At 68.1% G+C, this 15,866-nt stretch carries 20 protein-coding genes; 6 read left to right on the top strand and 14 right to left on the bottom strand.

The window, feature by feature from the left end:
* Window positions 1-65 precede the first annotated feature (65 nt).
* The 3 genes from obgE to rplU all read right to left on the bottom strand — a co-directional run bounded on the left by obgE (window position 66) and on the right by rplU (window position 1,765).
* Window positions 66-1,100, bottom strand: a complete 1,035-nt coding sequence (obgE, locus tag GGQ62_RS07625; RefSeq protein ID WP_152578359.1) for a GTPase ObgE — start codon at window positions 1,098-1,100, stop codon at window positions 66-68.
* A gap of 83 nt (window positions 1,101-1,183) precedes the next feature.
* Window positions 1,184-1,471 carry a 50S ribosomal protein L27 gene (rpmA, locus tag GGQ62_RS07620; RefSeq protein WP_152578358.1) on the bottom strand — a complete coding sequence of 96 codons (288 nt, stop codon included), beginning with the start codon at window positions 1,469-1,471 and terminating at the stop codon, window positions 1,184-1,186.
* Between the two features lie 6 nt (window positions 1,472-1,477).
* The gene (gene rplU, locus GGQ62_RS07615) at window positions 1,478-1,765 is read right to left on the bottom strand and encodes a 50S ribosomal protein L21 (protein WP_152578357.1); all 288 of its coding nucleotides are present in this window, start codon (window positions 1,763-1,765) and stop codon (window positions 1,478-1,480) included.
* Between the two features lie 252 nt (window positions 1,766-2,017).
* Here rplU and GGQ62_RS07610 point away from each other — a divergent pair, with 252 nt between their 5' ends.
* Window positions 2,018-2,383: a hypothetical protein gene (locus tag GGQ62_RS07610; RefSeq protein ID WP_152578356.1), complete on the top strand. Its 366-nt coding sequence runs from the start codon at window positions 2,018-2,020 to the stop codon at window positions 2,381-2,383.
* Window positions 2,384-2,392: 9 nt separating this feature from the next.
* On the opposite strand, the gene GGQ62_RS07605 is transcribed toward GGQ62_RS07610, so the two are convergent.
* From GGQ62_RS07605 to GGQ62_RS07570, 8 genes are all read right to left on the bottom strand, one after another.
* Window positions 2,393-3,760, bottom strand: coding sequence for a bifunctional folylpolyglutamate synthase/dihydrofolate synthase (locus GGQ62_RS07605; RefSeq protein WP_243446227.1), 1,368 nt, complete (start codon window positions 3,758-3,760; stop codon window positions 2,393-2,395).
* Complete coding sequence (accD, locus tag GGQ62_RS07600; protein ID WP_152578355.1) at window positions 3,760-4,620, bottom strand: acetyl-CoA carboxylase, carboxyltransferase subunit beta; 861 nt, start codon at window positions 4,618-4,620, stop codon at window positions 3,760-3,762. The genes GGQ62_RS07605 and accD overlap by 1 nt, the downstream gene beginning before the upstream one ends.
* On the bottom strand, window positions 4,617-5,453 hold the full coding sequence (trpA, locus tag GGQ62_RS07595; RefSeq protein ID WP_152578354.1) for a tryptophan synthase subunit alpha: 837 nt from the start codon (window positions 5,451-5,453) through the stop codon (window positions 4,617-4,619). Before trpA ends, accD begins: the two co-directional genes overlap by 4 nt.
* Window positions 5,454-5,475: 22 nt before the next feature.
* Window positions 5,476-6,696, bottom strand: coding sequence for a tryptophan synthase subunit beta (gene trpB, locus GGQ62_RS07590; RefSeq protein ID WP_152578353.1), 1,221 nt, complete (start codon window positions 6,694-6,696; stop codon window positions 5,476-5,478).
* Window positions 6,693-7,328, bottom strand: a complete 636-nt coding sequence (locus GGQ62_RS07585) for a phosphoribosylanthranilate isomerase (RefSeq protein ID WP_152578352.1) — start codon at window positions 7,326-7,328, stop codon at window positions 6,693-6,695. Before GGQ62_RS07585 ends, trpB begins: the two co-directional genes overlap by 4 nt.
* A complete protein-coding gene (gene pyrF / locus GGQ62_RS07580; protein ID WP_152578351.1) occupies window positions 7,325-8,002 on the bottom strand; it encodes an orotidine-5'-phosphate decarboxylase in 678 nt (225 codons plus the stop codon). The genes GGQ62_RS07585 and pyrF overlap by 4 nt, the downstream gene beginning before the upstream one ends.
* A gap of 7 nt (window positions 8,003-8,009) precedes the next feature.
* Window positions 8,010-8,312 (bottom strand): hypothetical protein, encoded by a 303-nt coding sequence (locus GGQ62_RS07575; RefSeq protein ID WP_152578350.1) that lies wholly within the window; start codon window positions 8,310-8,312, stop codon window positions 8,010-8,012.
* 62 nt (window positions 8,313-8,374) lie between these two features.
* Complete coding sequence (locus GGQ62_RS07570; protein ID WP_152578349.1) at window positions 8,375-9,136, bottom strand: competence/damage-inducible protein A; 762 nt, start codon at window positions 9,134-9,136, stop codon at window positions 8,375-8,377.
* A 154-nt stretch (window positions 9,137-9,290) separates the two neighbouring features.
* On the opposite strand from GGQ62_RS07570, the gene map reads away from it, so the two are divergent.
* A complete protein-coding gene (gene map / locus GGQ62_RS07565; RefSeq protein WP_152578348.1) occupies window positions 9,291-10,118 on the top strand; it encodes a type I methionyl aminopeptidase in 828 nt (275 codons plus the stop codon).
* Between the two features lie 97 nt (window positions 10,119-10,215).
* A complete protein-coding gene (gene radC, locus GGQ62_RS07560) occupies window positions 10,216-10,896 on the top strand; it encodes a RadC family protein (protein ID WP_194163387.1) in 681 nt (226 codons plus the stop codon).
* A 59-nt stretch (window positions 10,897-10,955) separates the two neighbouring features.
* On the opposite strand, the gene GGQ62_RS07555 is transcribed toward radC, so the two are convergent.
* On the bottom strand, window positions 10,956-11,279 hold the full coding sequence (locus GGQ62_RS07555) for a hypothetical protein (protein ID WP_152578346.1): 324 nt from the start codon (window positions 11,277-11,279) through the stop codon (window positions 10,956-10,958).
* 175 nt (window positions 11,280-11,454) lie between these two features.
* On the opposite strand from GGQ62_RS07555, the gene GGQ62_RS07550 reads away from it, so the two are divergent.
* The 3 genes from GGQ62_RS07550 to lptA are packed head-to-tail and all read left to right on the top strand — an operon-like array spanning window position 11,455 to window position 13,244.
* Entirely contained in the window at window positions 11,455-12,069 is a 615-nt protein-coding gene (locus GGQ62_RS07550; protein ID WP_152578345.1) for a ribonuclease D, read from the top strand.
* 3 nt (window positions 12,070-12,072) lie between these two features.
* On the top strand, window positions 12,073-12,744 hold the full coding sequence (lptC, locus tag GGQ62_RS07545; RefSeq protein WP_152578344.1) for an LPS export ABC transporter periplasmic protein LptC: 672 nt from the start codon (window positions 12,073-12,075) through the stop codon (window positions 12,742-12,744).
* Window positions 12,741-13,244 (top strand): lipopolysaccharide transport periplasmic protein LptA, encoded by a 504-nt coding sequence (lptA, locus tag GGQ62_RS07540; RefSeq protein WP_152578343.1) that lies wholly within the window; start codon window positions 12,741-12,743, stop codon window positions 13,242-13,244. Before lptC ends, lptA begins: the two co-directional genes overlap by 4 nt.
* 59 nt (window positions 13,245-13,303) lie before the next feature.
* Here lptA and GGQ62_RS07535 read toward each other — a convergent pair whose 3' ends face one another.
* Complete coding sequence (locus GGQ62_RS07535; RefSeq protein ID WP_194163386.1) at window positions 13,304-14,524, bottom strand: acyl-CoA dehydrogenase; 1,221 nt, start codon at window positions 14,522-14,524, stop codon at window positions 13,304-13,306.
* Window positions 14,521-15,852, bottom strand: a complete 1,332-nt coding sequence (locus tag GGQ62_RS07530) for a PQQ-dependent sugar dehydrogenase (RefSeq protein ID WP_152578342.1) — start codon at window positions 15,850-15,852, stop codon at window positions 14,521-14,523. Before GGQ62_RS07530 ends, GGQ62_RS07535 begins: the two co-directional genes overlap by 4 nt.
* Between the last annotated feature and the right edge of the window lie 14 nt (window positions 15,853-15,866).

Below are 15,866 nucleotides of genomic sequence, written 5' to 3'. Positions count from 1 at the left end.
CAGAGCATCCTCCGCTCAATCCGCTCGGGATGAGCGAGGACCGGGCGCCCGCGCACAGCCCAGCGTCAAAGCGGGGTCCACGCCATTCCCTCCGCCTTGACGGCTTCGAGGTCGCGCCCGGCGAGGGTGATCAGCGCATCGAGAACGCCATCGACCCCCTGGCGCGTCGCCGCCGAGAGGACATGCACCGGCTGGCCGCTGGCCTTTTCCAGCGCGCGGCGCTTGGCCGACAGGCTGGCGGCGCTGACGAGGTCCGACTTGGACAGCGCCAGAACCTCGGGCTTGTCGATGAGGCCGCCGCCATAGGCGTCGAGCTCGTCGCGCACGGTGCGCCAGGCCTTGACCGGCGCCGGCGCGCTGGCGTCGACGAGGTGGAGGAGAACGCGGCAGCGCTCGATATGGCCGAGAAAGCGATCGCCGATGCCGACGCCATCGGCCGCGCCGGCGATCAGCCCGGGAATATCCGCCATCACCAGTTCGCGGTTCTTGTGGGCGACGACGCCCAGCTGCGGCTTCAGCGTCGTGAACGGATAGGCGCCGACCTTCGCGGCGGCGTTCGAGACGGCGTTGATGAAGGTCGACTTGCCGGCGTTGGGCGCGCCGAGCAGCCCGGCGTCGGCGAGCAGCTTCAACCGCAGCCAGATCCACATTTCGCCGCCTTCGAAGCCGGGCTGGAACTGGCGCGGGGCGCGGTTGGTGCTGGTCTTGTAATGGCTGTTGCCCTTGCCGCCATCACCGCCGCGCAGCAGCACGACGCGCTGGCCGGGGCGGGTCATGTCGGCGATCAGGCTGCGCTCGTCGTCGTCGGCGAGGATCTGGGTGCCGATCGGGACACGGATGATCGCGTCGTCGGCGCCGGCGCCGGTGCGGTTGCGGCCCATGCCGTGCTGGCCGCGCCCGGCCTTGAAATGCTGCGAATAGCGAAAATCGATGAGCGTGTTGAGGCCTGCGACGGTTTCGAAGATCACATCGCCGCCCTTGCCGCCGTCGCCGCCATCGGGCCCGCCGAATTCGACGAATTTTTCCCGCCGGAACGACACGCTGCCATCCCCGCCGCGGCCCGACGAAACGAAGATCTTGGCCTGGTCGAGAAACTGCATGAACGGTTCAATTCAAAGAAAAAGGGGGAGCCAGTTGCCCGGCTCCCCCCTTGAATGTCGCAAAAGGCGAAGGCCGGTTGGGCCTATTCGGCCGCGATCGCGAGGCTGGGAGCGACCGGCGACGGATCGACGCTGACGTACTTGCGGCCCAGCTTGCCTTCATGGAAGACGACGACGCCGTCCGACGTGGCATAGATGGTGTGGTCCTTGCCCAGGCCGACGTTGCGGCCGGGGTGGACGCGGGTGCCGCGCTGGCGAATGATGATCGTGCCGGCGAGCAGTTCCTGCCCTCCGAAGCGCTTCACACCAAGGCGACGACCTTCCGAATCACGACCGTTGCGCGAACTGCCGCCTGCTTTCTTATGTGCCATTGTCTCTTACCCGACAGAAGTGATCTTGAGGACGGTCAGCTGCTGGCGATGACCGTTCTTGCGGCGATAATTGTGGCGACGGCGCTTCTTGAAGATGATGACCTTGTCACCCTTCGTCTGCGCGACGATTTCAGCCGTGACGCTGCCGCCGGTGGTGATCGCACCGGCATCACCGAACATCAGCGTTTCGAGCGTGACGTTCGTGCCGGCTTCCCCGTCGATCTTTTCGACGAGGATCTTGTCATCGGTGGCGACCCGATATTGTTTGCCGCCGGTGCGCACAACTGCGAACATCGCTTAAACCCTGGCTTCAATTCATGTGAGCGGCGAGACTCGAAAGCCGTGCCGATGCGAAGGCGGGGCGATAGTCGAAGGCGGCGACCATGTCAACGAACGTGTCGCGGGCACAGGGATCGCAAGCCGGTGAAAATGCCGCGCCGCCACGGGTGCCGGCCCCTCGCCACGCGCGTTCGGCGTGTCTAGAAGTGGCGGGCATGGCTTTCAACGCGCATCCCGGCCGCATGTGGCCAACGGCCCCCGCCGACCATGGCTGACGTTGCGGGTCCGCCGCGTCGCCGCCGGCTCCTGCTGATCGGGGTCGCCATCGGCCTCGCCTTTTGCGCGGTGGTGCTGCTGTGGCGACGTGACATCGATGCGCCCACCGCCGCACGCCTCGCCGACCGGCTGCGGGCACAATATAGCCATGGCAGCGGCGAAGGGCTGGCGATGTTCGCCCCGCGCGAGGACGCGCGCTGGGCGGATGGCTGGGAGTTTCGCTGGCGCTATCGGCCCTGCCCGGAACGGGCCTCGTTGCGCATCTGGATCAGTCGCGATGGCCGCCGGGCGAGTTATGCCGAGCTGCCGGCGTGCGACGACGGCTTCGGCACCGGGCGGGCGCCCTTGAAGGTTTGAAAGGCCGGTCTAGCCGGCGCTCTGACCGTTGCGCGCAAGCGCGTGGCCGGCGAGGTGGAGCGAGCCGGCGATGAGCACCAGGGGCGGCTGCGCCGGATCGGCAGCGGCCGCGATCGCATCGAGGGCGGCGGGCAGATCGGCGGCGGCGCGGGCGCGAAATCCACAGTCACGGGCGGCGGCGGCAAGCGCATCGGGATCGTGATGGGCGTGGCCCGGAATGGGGACGGTATAGACCGCCGCGACGCGCCCGGTGAAGGCCTTCAGAAAGCCCCGGGCATCCTTGGGCGCCAGCATGCCGACGACGAGCGTGACGGGGCGGCCGCCGACCAGGTCCGGCGACAGGCTTTCGGCGAGCGCCCGGCCCGCGGCCGGATTGTGGCCGCCATCGAGCCATACGGGTGTTTCGGGCGGCAGCAGCCGTGTCAGCGGGCCGGGTTCCAGGCGTTGCAGCCGCGCCGGCCATTCGGCCCAGCCCATGCCGGCGCGCAGCGCCGCTTCGGCGACGGGCAACGCCGTCTGCGCACGCAGCATGGCGATGGCGAGGCCGGCGTTGTCGACCTGATGCGCGCCGGCAAGGCGTGGCAGCGGCACCGTCAGCCGGCCTTCGGCATCGCGGAAGTGGAGCGCGCCTTCATAGGCGGCGACGTCCCAATCTTCCCCTCGCACCCGCAGCGGTGCACCGGTGACACCGGCGACTTCGGCGATGCGCCCGCAGACGGCCTTGGGATAGCGCGAGACGATCATCGGCACGCCGCGCTTGGCGATGCCGGCCTTTTCGCGGGCGATGTCGAGGATGGTGGCGCCGAGCCATTGCTGGTGGTCGAGGCCGAGCGCGGCGATGCCGGTGACCAGCGGTGCCGCGATGACGTTGGTGGCGTCCATGCGGCCGCCCATGCCGACTTCGATGATGCAGGCGTCGGCGGGGATGCGGGCAAAGGCCAGGAAGGCCAGCGCCGTCGTCAGTTCGAAGAAGGTGATCGGCTGGCCGGCGTTGCGGGCCAGGATCTCGCGGAGCAGCTCGGACAGTGCTTCGTCGCTGATGACATGGCCGGCGATGCGGATGCGCTCGTTGAAGCGGATGAGGTGCGGGGAGGTATAGACATGAACGCGCCGGCCCGAGGCTTCGAGGCAGGCGCGCAGGAAGGCGACGGTCGAACCCTTGCCGTTGGTGCCGGCGACATGGAACACCGGCGGCAGCTTCTGGTGCGGGTTGCCGAGCCGCGCCAACAGGCGTTCGAGGCGGCCGAGGCTGAGCTCGATTTCCTGCGGGTGGAGCGCGAACGCCGCCTGCAGCAGCGCATCGAGAACGGCGTCGTCGGAGCGGGCGCGTTCCATGCGGGCGCCGGCTGCGGTTTCGGTATCGGCCGCTCCCGGCATCAGGCGGCGTGCGCCACGCGCCGCGCCATCAGCATTCCGAGCAGCCGGGCCAGCGTGTCCTTCAGCTCCGACCGGTGGACGACCATGTCGAGCATGCCATGGTCGAGCAGATATTCGGCGCGCTGGAAGCCTTCGGGCAGCTTTTCGCGGATCGTCTGTTCGATGACCCGCTGGCCGGCAAAACCGATCAGCGCCTTGGGCTCGGCAATCTGGATGTCGCCGAGCATGGCATAGCTGGCCGTGACGCCGCCGGTGGTCGGATCGGTGAGGACGACGACATAGGGCAGGCCGGCCTCCTTCAATTCGGCGATGCCGACCGTGGTGCGCGGCATCTGCATCAGGCTGAGAATGCCTTCCTGCATGCGCGCGCCGCCGGCGGCCGTGAAGACGACGAACGGCGCCTGGGCTTCGACAGCGGCGCGTGCGCCGGCGAGAAAGGCCTCGCCGACGCCCATTCCCATCGACCCGCCCATGAAGGCGAAATTCTGGATGGCGACAATGGCGCGCACGCCATTGATGCGGCCGTCGCCGACCGTCATCGCCTCGGGCTCGCCGGTGGCGGTCTTGGCGGCGCGCAGCCGGTCGACATAGCGTTTCTGGTCGCGGAACTTCAGCGGATCCTCGGGCACCCGGGGGACGGCGACGGAGGCGAATTCCCCGTCGAAGACCTGCGCGAAACGTTCGCGTGGCCCGATCCGGTCATGATGGTCGCAGCGTGGGCAGACCGAAAGATTTTCGTCCCATTCCTTCGTGTAGACCATCGTCCCGCAGTTGCGGCACTTGGTCCACAGATTGTCGGGGGTTTCGCGGCGCGACATGAACCCCGTCAGCTGCTGGCGGGTGCGGGTGATCCAGCTCATGCCGCTTGCTCCTTGGTTGGCCGGGCGCCGCGGACGGCGGCGGCAAGGTCGGCGACCAGCGCGCCGACGCGGGCGGGAATATCGTTGGCGCGCGCCTCGGCGGCAGCGCCGATGGTGTCGACGATCGCCGACCCGACGACGACGGCATCGGCATGGGCGGCGATGGCGGCGGCCTGGTCGGGGGTGCGGACGCCGAAGCCGACGGCGATCGGCAGGTCGGTCGATCGCTTCAACCGGGTCACGGCGTCGGCGATGTCGGTCGCGGCGGCGGCATTGGCGCCGGTGACGCCGGCGACGGCGACATAATAGAGAAAGCCCGAGGCGCCATCGAGAACGCGCGGCAGGCGGGCGGAATCGGTGGTCGGCGTCGCCAGCCGGATCAGGTGAAGGCCATGGGCGGACAGGTCGGGGACCAGTTCGGCAGCTTCTTCGGGCGGCAGGTCGACGACGATGGTGCCATCGAGGCCGGCGGCGCGGGCGTCGGCGGCGAAGCGTGACGGACCATAGGCGAGGATGGGGTTGAAATAGCCCATCAGGATGATCGGGGTGGCGTCGTCGCTGCGCCGGAAATCGGCGACCATGGCGAGGACGTCGCGCAATTTGGTGCCGCTGCACAGGCTGCGGATATTGCCGAGCTGGATGGCGGCGCCATCGGCCATCGGATCGGTAAACGGCATCCCGAGTTCGACGATGTCGGCGCCGCTGGCAACGAGCGCGCGCAGAATGGCGGCCGAGGTGGCCAGATCGGGGTCACCGGCGGTAACGAAGGTGACGAGCGCCGCGCGGCCCTGGGCGGCGCAAGCGGCGAAACGGGTGGACACCCGGTCCATCATGCAACCCTCCGCTCGCAGGCCGTCACAGCGTCACACCCAGCGCTTCGGCGACGGTGAAGATGTCCTTGTCGCCGCGGCCGCAGAGGTTGGCGATGATCAGCTTGTCAGCAGCCAGCGTCGGCGCGACGCGCATGACGGCGGCGAGGGCATGGGCCGGTTCGAGCGCCGGGATGATGCCTTCGACCTTGCAGAGCAGCTTGAACGCCTCGATCGCGTCGTCGTCGGTCGCCGACTGGTATTCGACGCGGCCGATGGCGTGCAGCCAGCTGTGTTCGGGGCCGATGCCGGGATAGTCGAGCCCGGCCGAAATGCTGTGCGCCTCGGTGATCTGGCCATCGTCGTCCTGCAGCAGCATCGTCTTGTTGCCGTGGAGGACGCCGGGGCGGCCACCGGCAAGCGAAGCGGCGTGTTCGCTGGTATCGAGACCGCGGCCCGACGCCTCGACGCCGATCATCCGTACCGAGGGTTCGTCGAGAAAGGGGTGGAACAGGCCGATGGCGTTGGAACCGCCGCCGATCGACGCCACCAGCACATCGGGCAGGCGCCCTTCGGCGGCCTGCATCTGGGCGCGGGCTTCGTGGCCGATGACGCTCTGGAAGTCGCGGACCAGCTCGGGATAGGGGTGCGGGCCGGCGGCGGTGCCGATGATGTAAAAGGTATCGCCCACATTGGTAACCCAGTCGCGCAGTGCCTCGTTCATCGCGTCCTTGAGCGTTCGCGATCCCGACTCGACGGCCCGGACCTCGGCCCCGAGCAGTTTCATGCGGAAGACATTGGGCGCCTGGCGGGCAATGTCGCGGGCGCCCATGTAGATGACGCAGGGCAGGCCGAAGCGCGCCGCGACAGTGGCAGTGGCGACGCCGTGCTGGCCGGCGCCGGTTTCGGCGATGATGCGGGTCTTGCCCATGCGCTTGGCGAGCAGGATCTGGCCAATGCAATTGTTGATCTTGTGGGCGCCGGTGTGGTTGAGCTCGTCGCGCTTGAGATAGACTTTGGCGCCGCCAAGCGTTTCGGTCAGGCGTTCGGCGAAATACAAGGGGCTGGGGCGCCCGACATAATGGGTCAGCAGGTCGTCGAACTGCGCCTTGAACGCCGGGTCGGCCTGGGCGGCGCGATAGGCCTTTTCAAGGTCGAGGATCAGCGGCATCAGGGTTTCAGCGACATAGCGGCCGCCGAACTGGCCGAAATGGCCATCGGCATCCGGCCCGGCCCGGAGCGACCGCGGCGGGGTCTGGATGTTCATCGGCCGTGCACCGCTGCGGCGAAGGCCCTGATCTTGGAGACTGATTTCACGCCGGGTTGATCCTCGATACCTGATGATACATCGACAAAGGCGGGGCGCAAAAGCGCAAGCGCATCCCCGACATTGCCGGCATCCAGCCCACCCGACAGTCCCCAGCCCGGCGGCAGATGCATTCCGTCGAGCAACCGCCAGTCGAACGCCTGGCCATTGCCTCCGGGAAGGGTCGCTTCCCTAGGCGCTTTGGCATCGAGGAGCAACCGGTCGGCAGGGCCGGCAGCGGCAATCGCCGCGGTGATATCGGCGCGGGTGGCAACCCCGGCGGCACGCCAGACCGGCCGGCCGGTGCGGGCTCGGACGGCGGCGATGCGGTCGGGCGTTTCGCGGCCGTGCAGCTGCAGCGTGTCGATCCCGGCGGCGAGGACGGCGTCTATGGTTTCGTCGTCGGCGTCGACGAGGACGGCGACCCTGGCCGTGGCGGGCGGCACGCGCGCGATCAGGCCGGCGGCGCGGTCGAGCGTCAGGTGGCGCGGCGAGGGCGGGAAGAAGACAAAGCCGAGATAGGCGGCGCCGGCGCCGATGGCGGCATCGACGCTGTCGGGCGTCGAAAGGCCGCAGAATTTGATCCGGGTCACGACAGGTCGCGCGCGATCGCGGCGGCTGCTGCCACCGGGTCGGCGGCGGCGGTGATCGGGCGGCCGATGACCAGCACCGAGGCCCCGGCGGCGCGGGCCTCGCGCGGCGTCATGACACGTTTCTGGTCGCCGACCGCGCTGCCCGCCGGGCGGACGCCGGGGACGACGATCAGCGCCTCGCTCCAGGCAGCGCGCACCGCTGCGGTTTCGTGCGGACTGGCCACGACGCCATCGAGCCCGGCAGCGCGCACCAGCGCCGCCAGCCGGGCGACTTGCGTGGCGGTGCCGCCAGCGACACCGATGGCGGACAGGTCGCCGTCATCGAGGCTGGTCAGCACCGTCACCGCGACGACCTTTGTGGCTGCCGGTGCTGCGGCGCGTGCCGCGGCCAGCATGGCGTGGCCACCGGCGGCGTGGACGGTGACGATGGCGGGCGCGAGGCCGGCGAGCGAATGGAGCGCGCCGGCGACCGTGTTGGGGATGTCGTGCAACTTGAGGTCGAGGAAAAGCGGCAGGCCCAGTGCGGCCATGGCGGCGACACCCGCCGGGCCCTGCGCGCAAAAGAACTCCAGCCCCAGCTTGAGGCCGCCGACATGCGGCGCGACGGCGGCGGCCAGGGTGCGGGCGGCGGCAAGGTCGGGCAGGTCGATGGCGACGAAAACGGGGTTGGTCATGCCCCGGTCAGGCCCCGGCAGGGGGCACGATGGTCGGCTGTGCCTGCGACGGCAGCGGCGACGGCCGCGGTTCCGCCGGCGCGACCCCGGTCTTGGCGAGCTTGCGCTTCCATTGTGCCTTGGCGCCGATGTGGACGAGCCAGGTCGGCAGCCAGCCGGCGACAAAGGCGGCGGCGAGCAACAGCGGCAGGCGGATGTTGACCATGGCCCCGTCCGGCAGGCGAAACGGCACCGGCGTCCAGTTGGCGACGGCCAGCAGCAGGAAGGCCACCGCCAGCGCCGTCACCAATATCCATCGCAGGACCGTCATTGCCGCTCCCCCTGTTCATATATGCCGGAGGTGTTAACACAGATGGCGACCGTCATGGCAAGTCAGAGTTCACCATCGACGGGATCGATGCCGATCGCTTGCAGCGCTGCCATCAAGGCGCTGGCGACGGTGGCAAGCATCGCCGGGTCGGTGGCGCGGATGACGAAATTGGCACCGGTGCGGCCATCCCGCCAGAACGGGTAGCTGCCGATCTGGACACCGTCATGCGCCTTTTCGACCGCGCCCAGCGTCGCGGCGACGGTGCTTTCCTGCGTCCAGGCGGCGATGGTGCGCGACAGCACGGGGGCACCGCCCGGCAGCACGCCATCGAGCGCGGCGAGCATGCCCTGGGTGATGGCGGGAACGCCGGCCATGATGAAGATGTTGCCGACGCGGATCCCGGGGGCCTTGGTGCGCGGGTTTTCGATGAGGCTCGCGCCCTGGGGTGTGCGGGCCATGCGCAGCCGGGCATCGGTCAGCTTGTCGCCATAATAGCCGGCAAGGATCGCCTGGGCGTCGGGGTGGACGATGACCGGCACGCCCAGCGCCGCGGCGATGGCATCGACGGTGATGTCGTCATGGGTCGGGCCGATACCGCCGGTCGTGAACAGATAGTCGTATGATGTTCGCAGCGCGTTCACGGCATCGCCGATCGCCGCCATGTCGTCGGAGACGACACGGACCTCCTTCAGGCGGATGCCCTGCACCCCCAGCCATTTGGCGAGATAGGCGAGGTTGGCGTCCTGGGTGCGACCGGACAGGATTTCGTCGCCGATGATCAGCAGGGCCGCGGTATAGATGCGTGAGGAATCGGGACCGGTCATGCCGCTTCGTTAGACGACCCGGCCGCCCGCGCAAAGTGGGGGAGCGCCGCACCGGCGGCGCAAGGTCGCCTGCACGGTCGCATGCGGGGTCGCATCCGGGGTCCGCGTCATGGACAGGCGCGGCGCGAGCGCCTATTTGTCGGGAACCATGACCATGACCGCCACCCAGGACTTCGTTACCGTTTCCGACCCGGGCGAAGGCACGATCCGCCTGCACACGCCGGCGGCGTTCGAAGGCATGCGCAAGGCCGGGCGGCTGGCCGCCGAAGTGCTCGACATGCTGACGCCGCATGTCGTGCCCGATGCCGTGACGATCGATCTCGACAAGCTCGCTTATGATTATGTCCGCGCGGCCGGGCACCATTCGGCGACGATCTTCTATCGCGGCTACAGCCATTCGCTGTGCATCAGCGTCAATCATGTCGTCTGCCACGGCATTCCGTCGGCGCGCAAGTTGAAGGATGGCGACATCGTCAACATCGATGTCACGGTGGTTGTCGATGGCTGGCACGGCGACACCAGCCGCATGTACCTGGTCGGCGATGTGCCGCTGAAGGCCCGGCGGCTCGTCGAGGTGACCTATGAATGTCTGATGCGCGGCATTGCCGCGGCGAAACCCGGCAACACGCTGGGCGATGTCGGCCATGCCATCCAGAGCCATGCCGAGGCCAATCGCTTTTCCGTGGTGCGCGACTTTTGCGGCCATGGCGTCGGCCGGCTGTTCCATGACGCGCCGAACGTCGTCCACCTCGGCAAACCGGGCAAGGGCGTGCTGCTGCGCCCGGGGATGTTCTTCACCATCGAACCGATGATCAACAGCGGCCGGCCGGATGTGAAGCTGCTCGATGATGGCTGGACGGCGGTGACGCGCGACCGGTCGCTGTCGGCGCAGTTCGAACATTCGATCGGCATCACCGACGATGGCGCCGAGATCTTCACCGGCTCGCCGATGGGCTTCACGGCGCCGCCGTACGGCGCCTGACCGGCTGCTACTGCCGACGCTGCCGGTGCGGCCGGCAAGGGTTGCGGCGGCGACATGCAGCCCGCAAAGTGACCGGCATGCGGTGCGGGGGCAAGGCGTGAGCGACGACAGCGGCGATATCGGGCACCGCCAGCGGCTGCGCGCGCGCCTGCTGGCCGGCGGCGGCGATGCGTTTCAAGACTATGAGTTGCTGGAATATCTTCTCGGCCTCGCGATACCGCGTCGCGATACCAAGCCGCTGGCGAAGCGCCTGCTGGCCGAGTTCGGCAGCCTGCCGGTGGTGATGGCGGCCACGCCGGCAGAACTGGCGCGGGTCGAAGGGCTGGGCGAGGGCGCCGCCGCCGCCATCAAGTTCGTCGAGGCGGCGTCGCTGCGATCGCTGCGCACGGCAGCGCTTGATCGGCCGGTGCTGAGCGGCTGGCAGGCGCTGACCGATTATCTCCACGCGGCGATGGCCCACCGGGTCACCGAAGAGTTCCGGGTGATCTTTCTCAACAATCGCAATGTGATGATCCGCGACGAAAGCATGTCGGAAGGGACGATCAACCAGGCGGCGGTCTATCCGCGCGAGATCGTCAAGCGCGCGCTGGAACTGGGTGCTGCGGGAATGGTGCTGGTGCACAACCATCCGTCGGGTGACCCGCAGCCGTCGCGGGACGATATCGTGATGACGAAGGCGATCATCGAAGCCGGACGACATCTTGCGCTGGTCGTACACGATCATGTCATCGTCGGGCGCGGCGGCCATGTCTCGATGCGGGCACAGGGCCTCATCTAGCGCGGTACGTCAGGCAATAAAAAGGGCCGCAGCACCGGCTGCGGCCCTTGGTAACCCGCTTACTGCGGACGATTGCGCTGATATTCAGCGATTTCGGCCTTGGAAGCCTCGCGGTCGCCGTTCCACCACTTGCCGTTCTTCTGGACCAGCGCCGGCGCTTCGGCGATCTTGTTGGCCGACGAGGCCGACGGCGGCGTGCCGGTCGTGGACGTCATCGGTTCCGTCGCCGTCGGCGAACCCGGCGACATCGATCCCGTCGCGCCCGGCGTCATCGCGCCCGGCTGCGACGCCGACGGAGTCATGGGGTCGGTCGTCGTCGCCGTCTGGGCGAAGGCGGCCGTGGCAAACATCATTGCGGCAATGCCGCCAAAAACAGTCTTCATCGGTCTTCTCCTAAGCAACGGGGTGCAAAACGAAGTCAATGTCTTGACCACACGTCATGTGCCGGTCGAAACGAAAGACGCGCCACCGACGGACCGGTTCCGGCGCTGCGGCGAACCGGGCAAGGTCAGCGACCAGCGGATGACATGCCGCTCGCTGCCTGCTACGCCGCGTCGGATGACAATCTATCTTCACGAAGGCGACCTTCCGCACGACGTTTTTGCGCCCGGCGCGATCGCCGTCGACAGCGAAACCATGGGGCTGCATCCGCACCGCGACCGGCTTTGCCTGTTGCAACTTGCCGATGGCCAGGGCGATGAGCACCTCGTCCGTTTCACCAAGGGCGTCTATGCAGCGCCGGTGCTGACATCGGTGCTCGCCGACCCCAGCCGGGTGAAGTTGTTCCATTTTGCGCGTTTCGACCTCGCCGTGATCAAACATTATCTCGGCATCGATGCGACTCCGGTGTTCTGCACCAAGATCGCGTCCAAACTGGTGCGCACCTACACCGACCGCCATGGCCTGAAGGACGTGCTGCGGGAAACCATCGGGGTCGATATCTCCAAGGCGCAGCAGTCGTCCGACTGGGGTGCGGCCGAACTGACCGAGGCGCAGAAGGACTATGCGGCGTCCGATGTGCGCTATCTGCACCGCGCCCATGCCGTGCTTGCCGAACGCCTGGCACGCGAGGGGCGCACCGAAATGGCGCAGGCCTGTTTCGATTTCCTGCCGACGCGCGCCGATCTCGATCTCGCCGGCTGGGACGAAACCGATATTTTCGCGCATATGTAGCCGATGGCGACGGCAAGTCTTCCCTATGGCGCGGCAGACGGCGCGCATGCGCTGACGGCGCGGCAGCGTGCGGCACGGCCGGGCGGGGCGCATGACACGCGCGTGCGGCTGCTGAAATGGTTGTTGCCGGTGCTGGCCTTTGCCGTGCTCGCAGCGATCGTCATCGTGCCGATGACCAAGGTCAGCGAGTTCAGCTTCCTGCTGGCCAAGGACAAGGTCGGCGTCGCTGCCGAGCGGCTGCGGATCGACAACGCCGTCTATCGCGGCGAAACCGAAAAGGGTGAAGCCTTCACCATCTCGGCACAGGGCGCCGTGCAGCGCAGCAGCGCGGTGGCGATCGTCGAGCTGACCGGGCTGAAGGCGAAGCTGGCGATGGCCGACGGCCCGGCGACGGTCACGGCCCCGGCGGGGCGCTACTTCATCGAGAATGACAGGCTGCAGGTCACGGGGCCGGTGCGGCTCGATTCGACCGCAGGCTATACGCTCGATTCGGACACGGTGGACATCGATCTCAACACGCGCCGCGTCTCCACGGAAACGCCGGTGACCGGCACGCTGCCCATCGGCAACTTCAGCGCCGCGCGCATGTCGGGCGATATCCAGGGGCGCACCCTGGTGATGGACGGCGGCGCCCACTTGCGAATCCGGGGTCGGACGGGCAGAGCGGGGCGATGAAACGCATCCTTCTCGCCGCCGCTCTGCTCGCCGCGCCGGTGCTGGCGCAGGTGTCGGCGCTCAAGGGGCTCGACAGCAGCGCGCCGGTCGACGTCGATGCAGCGCGGATCGAGGTGCAGGATGCTGCCAACCAGGCGGTGTTTTCCGGAGATGTCGTCATCCGCCAGGGCCAGCTGACGCTTTATGCCGACAATGTGAAAATCCTGTACACGCGCAAGACCGGCGACCCCGAGATGCAGCGGCTCGATGCGCGGGGCAATGTCCGGCTGATCAGCCCGTCGGAACGCGCCACCGCCAACAACGGCATCTATGACGTCGCGGGGCGGATCATCACCATGACCGGCAATGTGACGCTCGATCGCGGCGGCTCGATGCTCAAGGGGCAGCGGCTGGTGCTCAACCTCGACACCGGCCTGTCGAGCTTCGATTCGCGCGGGCCCGGCACGACGGGGACACCGGGGCGGGTGACCGGGCGCTTCGTGGTCCCGCAACGCAAATAGCCGGCGACAAGGTCATGCCACGTCCAATGGCATGACCGTGACGGATCAGAAGGGGCGGATCAGAAGAACGCCTGCAACCCCGTCTGGGCGCGGCCCAGGATCAGGGCGTGGACGTCGTGGGTGCCTTCATAGGTGTTGACGGCTTCCAGGTTCATGACGTGGCGGATAACGTGATATTCGTCCGAAATGCCGTTGCCGCCGTGCATGTCGCGGGCCTCGCGGGCGATGGCGAGCGCCTTGCCGCAGTTGTTGCGCTTCAACAGGCTGATCGCTTCGGGGGCAAGCCGGTGGTCGTCCATCAGGCGGCCGGCGGCGAGCGCCAGCGTCAGGCCCAGGGTGATCTCCGTCTGCATGTCCGCCAGCTTCTTCTGGATCAGCTGGGTCGCCGCCAGCGGCCGGCCGAACTGCTTGCGATCGAGCGTATATTGCCTGGCAGCGTGCCAGCAGAATTCGGCGGCACCCATTGCGCCCCAGCCGATGCCGTAGCGCGCATTGTTGAGGCAGCCGAAGGGCCCGGCGAGGCCGGTGACGCCGGCGAGGATGCGGTCGGCGGGCAGATGGACGTCGGCGAGGACGATTTCACCGGTGACGCCGGCGCGAAGCGAGAATTTGCCCTCGATCTTGGGGGTGGTGAAGCCCGCGTCGCCGCGTTCGACAACGAAACCGCGGATCTTGTCGTCATCGCACTTCGCCCAGACCACCGCGACGTCGGCCAGCGGGGAATTGGTGATCCACATCTTGGCGCCGTTGAGCACCCAGCCGCCGGGAACCTGGCGGGCGCGGGTCTTCATGCCGCCGGGGTCCGACCCTGCATCGGGCTCGGTCAGGCCGAAGCAGCCGATGAGGTCGCCCGACGCCAGCCCGGGCAGATATTTCTCGCGCTGCGCCTCCGAGCCGTACGCCCAGATCGGGTACATGACGAGGCTCGACTGGACGCTCATCGCGGAACGATAGGCCGAATCGACGCGCTCCACCTCGCGGGCGATGAGGCCATAGGCGACATAGGAGGCGCCGGCACCGCCATAGCCGTCGATGGTCGGGCCGAGCAGGCCGGCGGCGCCGAACTTGCGCATCAGGTCGGGGTCGAAGCTTTCGGTGCGGTTGGCCATCTTGACCACCGGCATCAGCTCCGCCTCGCAAAAGCCGCGGGCGCTGTCGCGGATCAGCCGTTCCTCGTCGGTCAGCTGGGCATCGAGCAGCAGCGGGTCCTGCCAGTCGAAGGCCGGCCACTTCGGCGCCATGTGCTGGGTATCGGGGGCGATCGGTTGATGGACGTTCATGGTGCAACACTCCCTGCCGGTGCGGCGTTCGCCGCCGTCACCCGCCACACCCTGTTGCCAGCGTCGTCGGCGACGAGCAAGGCGCCGGCAGCATCGAAGGCGACTCCGACCGGGCGGCCCTGCGCCTGGCCATCCTTGTTCAGAAAGCCGGTCAGCACATCGACCGGCAGGCCCTGCGGCTTGCCATCGGCGAACGGCACGAAGACGACGCGATAACCCGATGCCGGCTTGCGGTTCCACGATCCGTGCTGGCCGATGAAGGCGCCACTGGCGAATTGCGGGCCCAGCGCGGCCGTGGCCGGCGCAAAGGCCAGCCCCAGGCTGGCGGTATGCGGCCCCAGCGCATAATCGGGGGCGATCGCTTTCGCCACCATGTCGGGGCGTTCGGGTTTGACGCGGACATCGACATGGTTGCCGTACCAGCTCCACGGCCAGCCATAATGGGCGCCGGGCTTCACGCTCGTCATGTAGTCGGGAACCAGGTCGGAGCCGATTTCGTCGCGTTCGTTGACGCTGGTCCACAGCGCGCCGGTGACGGGGTTCCACGCCAGCCCGACCGGGTTGCGCAGGCCGGTGGCGAAGACGGCGGCGCCGCCGGTCGCCGGGTCGATGGCGAGAATGGCGGCTCGGTCCTTTTCGGCAGCGAGGCCGTTTTCAGCGACGTTGGAATTGGAGCCGACCGCGACGAACAAGGTCTTGCCGTCTGCCGATGCGACGACATTCTTGGTCCAATGGTGGTTGCGCGGGCCGCCGGGCAGGTCGGCGACCCTGGTTCCGGGGGTGGTGATGGCAGTGGCGCCGGGCACATAGGCGAAGCGGGTCAGCCTGTCGGCTTCCGCCACGAACAGCTGATCGCCGACCAGCACCATGCCGAAGGGCGAATGCAGCCCGGTCAGGAAGGGGGCCTGGACATCGGCGACGCCATCGCCATCGGTGTCGCGCAGCAGGGTGATGCGATCGGCCGATGGCACGGTGGCACCGGCGAGGCCCATGACCAGCTTCTGCACCTTGCCCTTGATGCCGGTCTCCTCCTCGGGTCGGGCCGGGCCGTTGGTTTCGGCCACCAATATGTCGCCATTGGGCAGGGCATAGAGCCAGCGCGGATGGGCCAGCCCGGCGGCAAAGGCGTTGACCGCAAGGCCGGGAGCGGCTGTCGGCGCCGCGCCATCCGGCCAGCCGACGCGCTTGGCGATGTTGACCGTCGGCAGCAGCGACGATGCGGGTGCCGGCAGCGTCGGGCTGGTGCCCTGGCCGGCGGTGATCGGCAGGGTGGCGGTGTCGCCGCAGGCAGCGAGGAGGATGGGAGCGAACAGGGTGAGACGGCGCATGTGAATCCTTTTGC

The sequence above is a fragment of the Polymorphobacter fuscus genome (genome assembly GCF_011927825.1).
GTDB classification, from domain to species: domain Bacteria; phylum Pseudomonadota; class Alphaproteobacteria; order Sphingomonadales; family Sphingomonadaceae; genus Sandarakinorhabdus; species Sandarakinorhabdus fusca.
The sequence above is the reverse complement of the archived record's forward strand: the minus strand, read 5'-3'. Positions and strand labels throughout refer to the sequence as shown.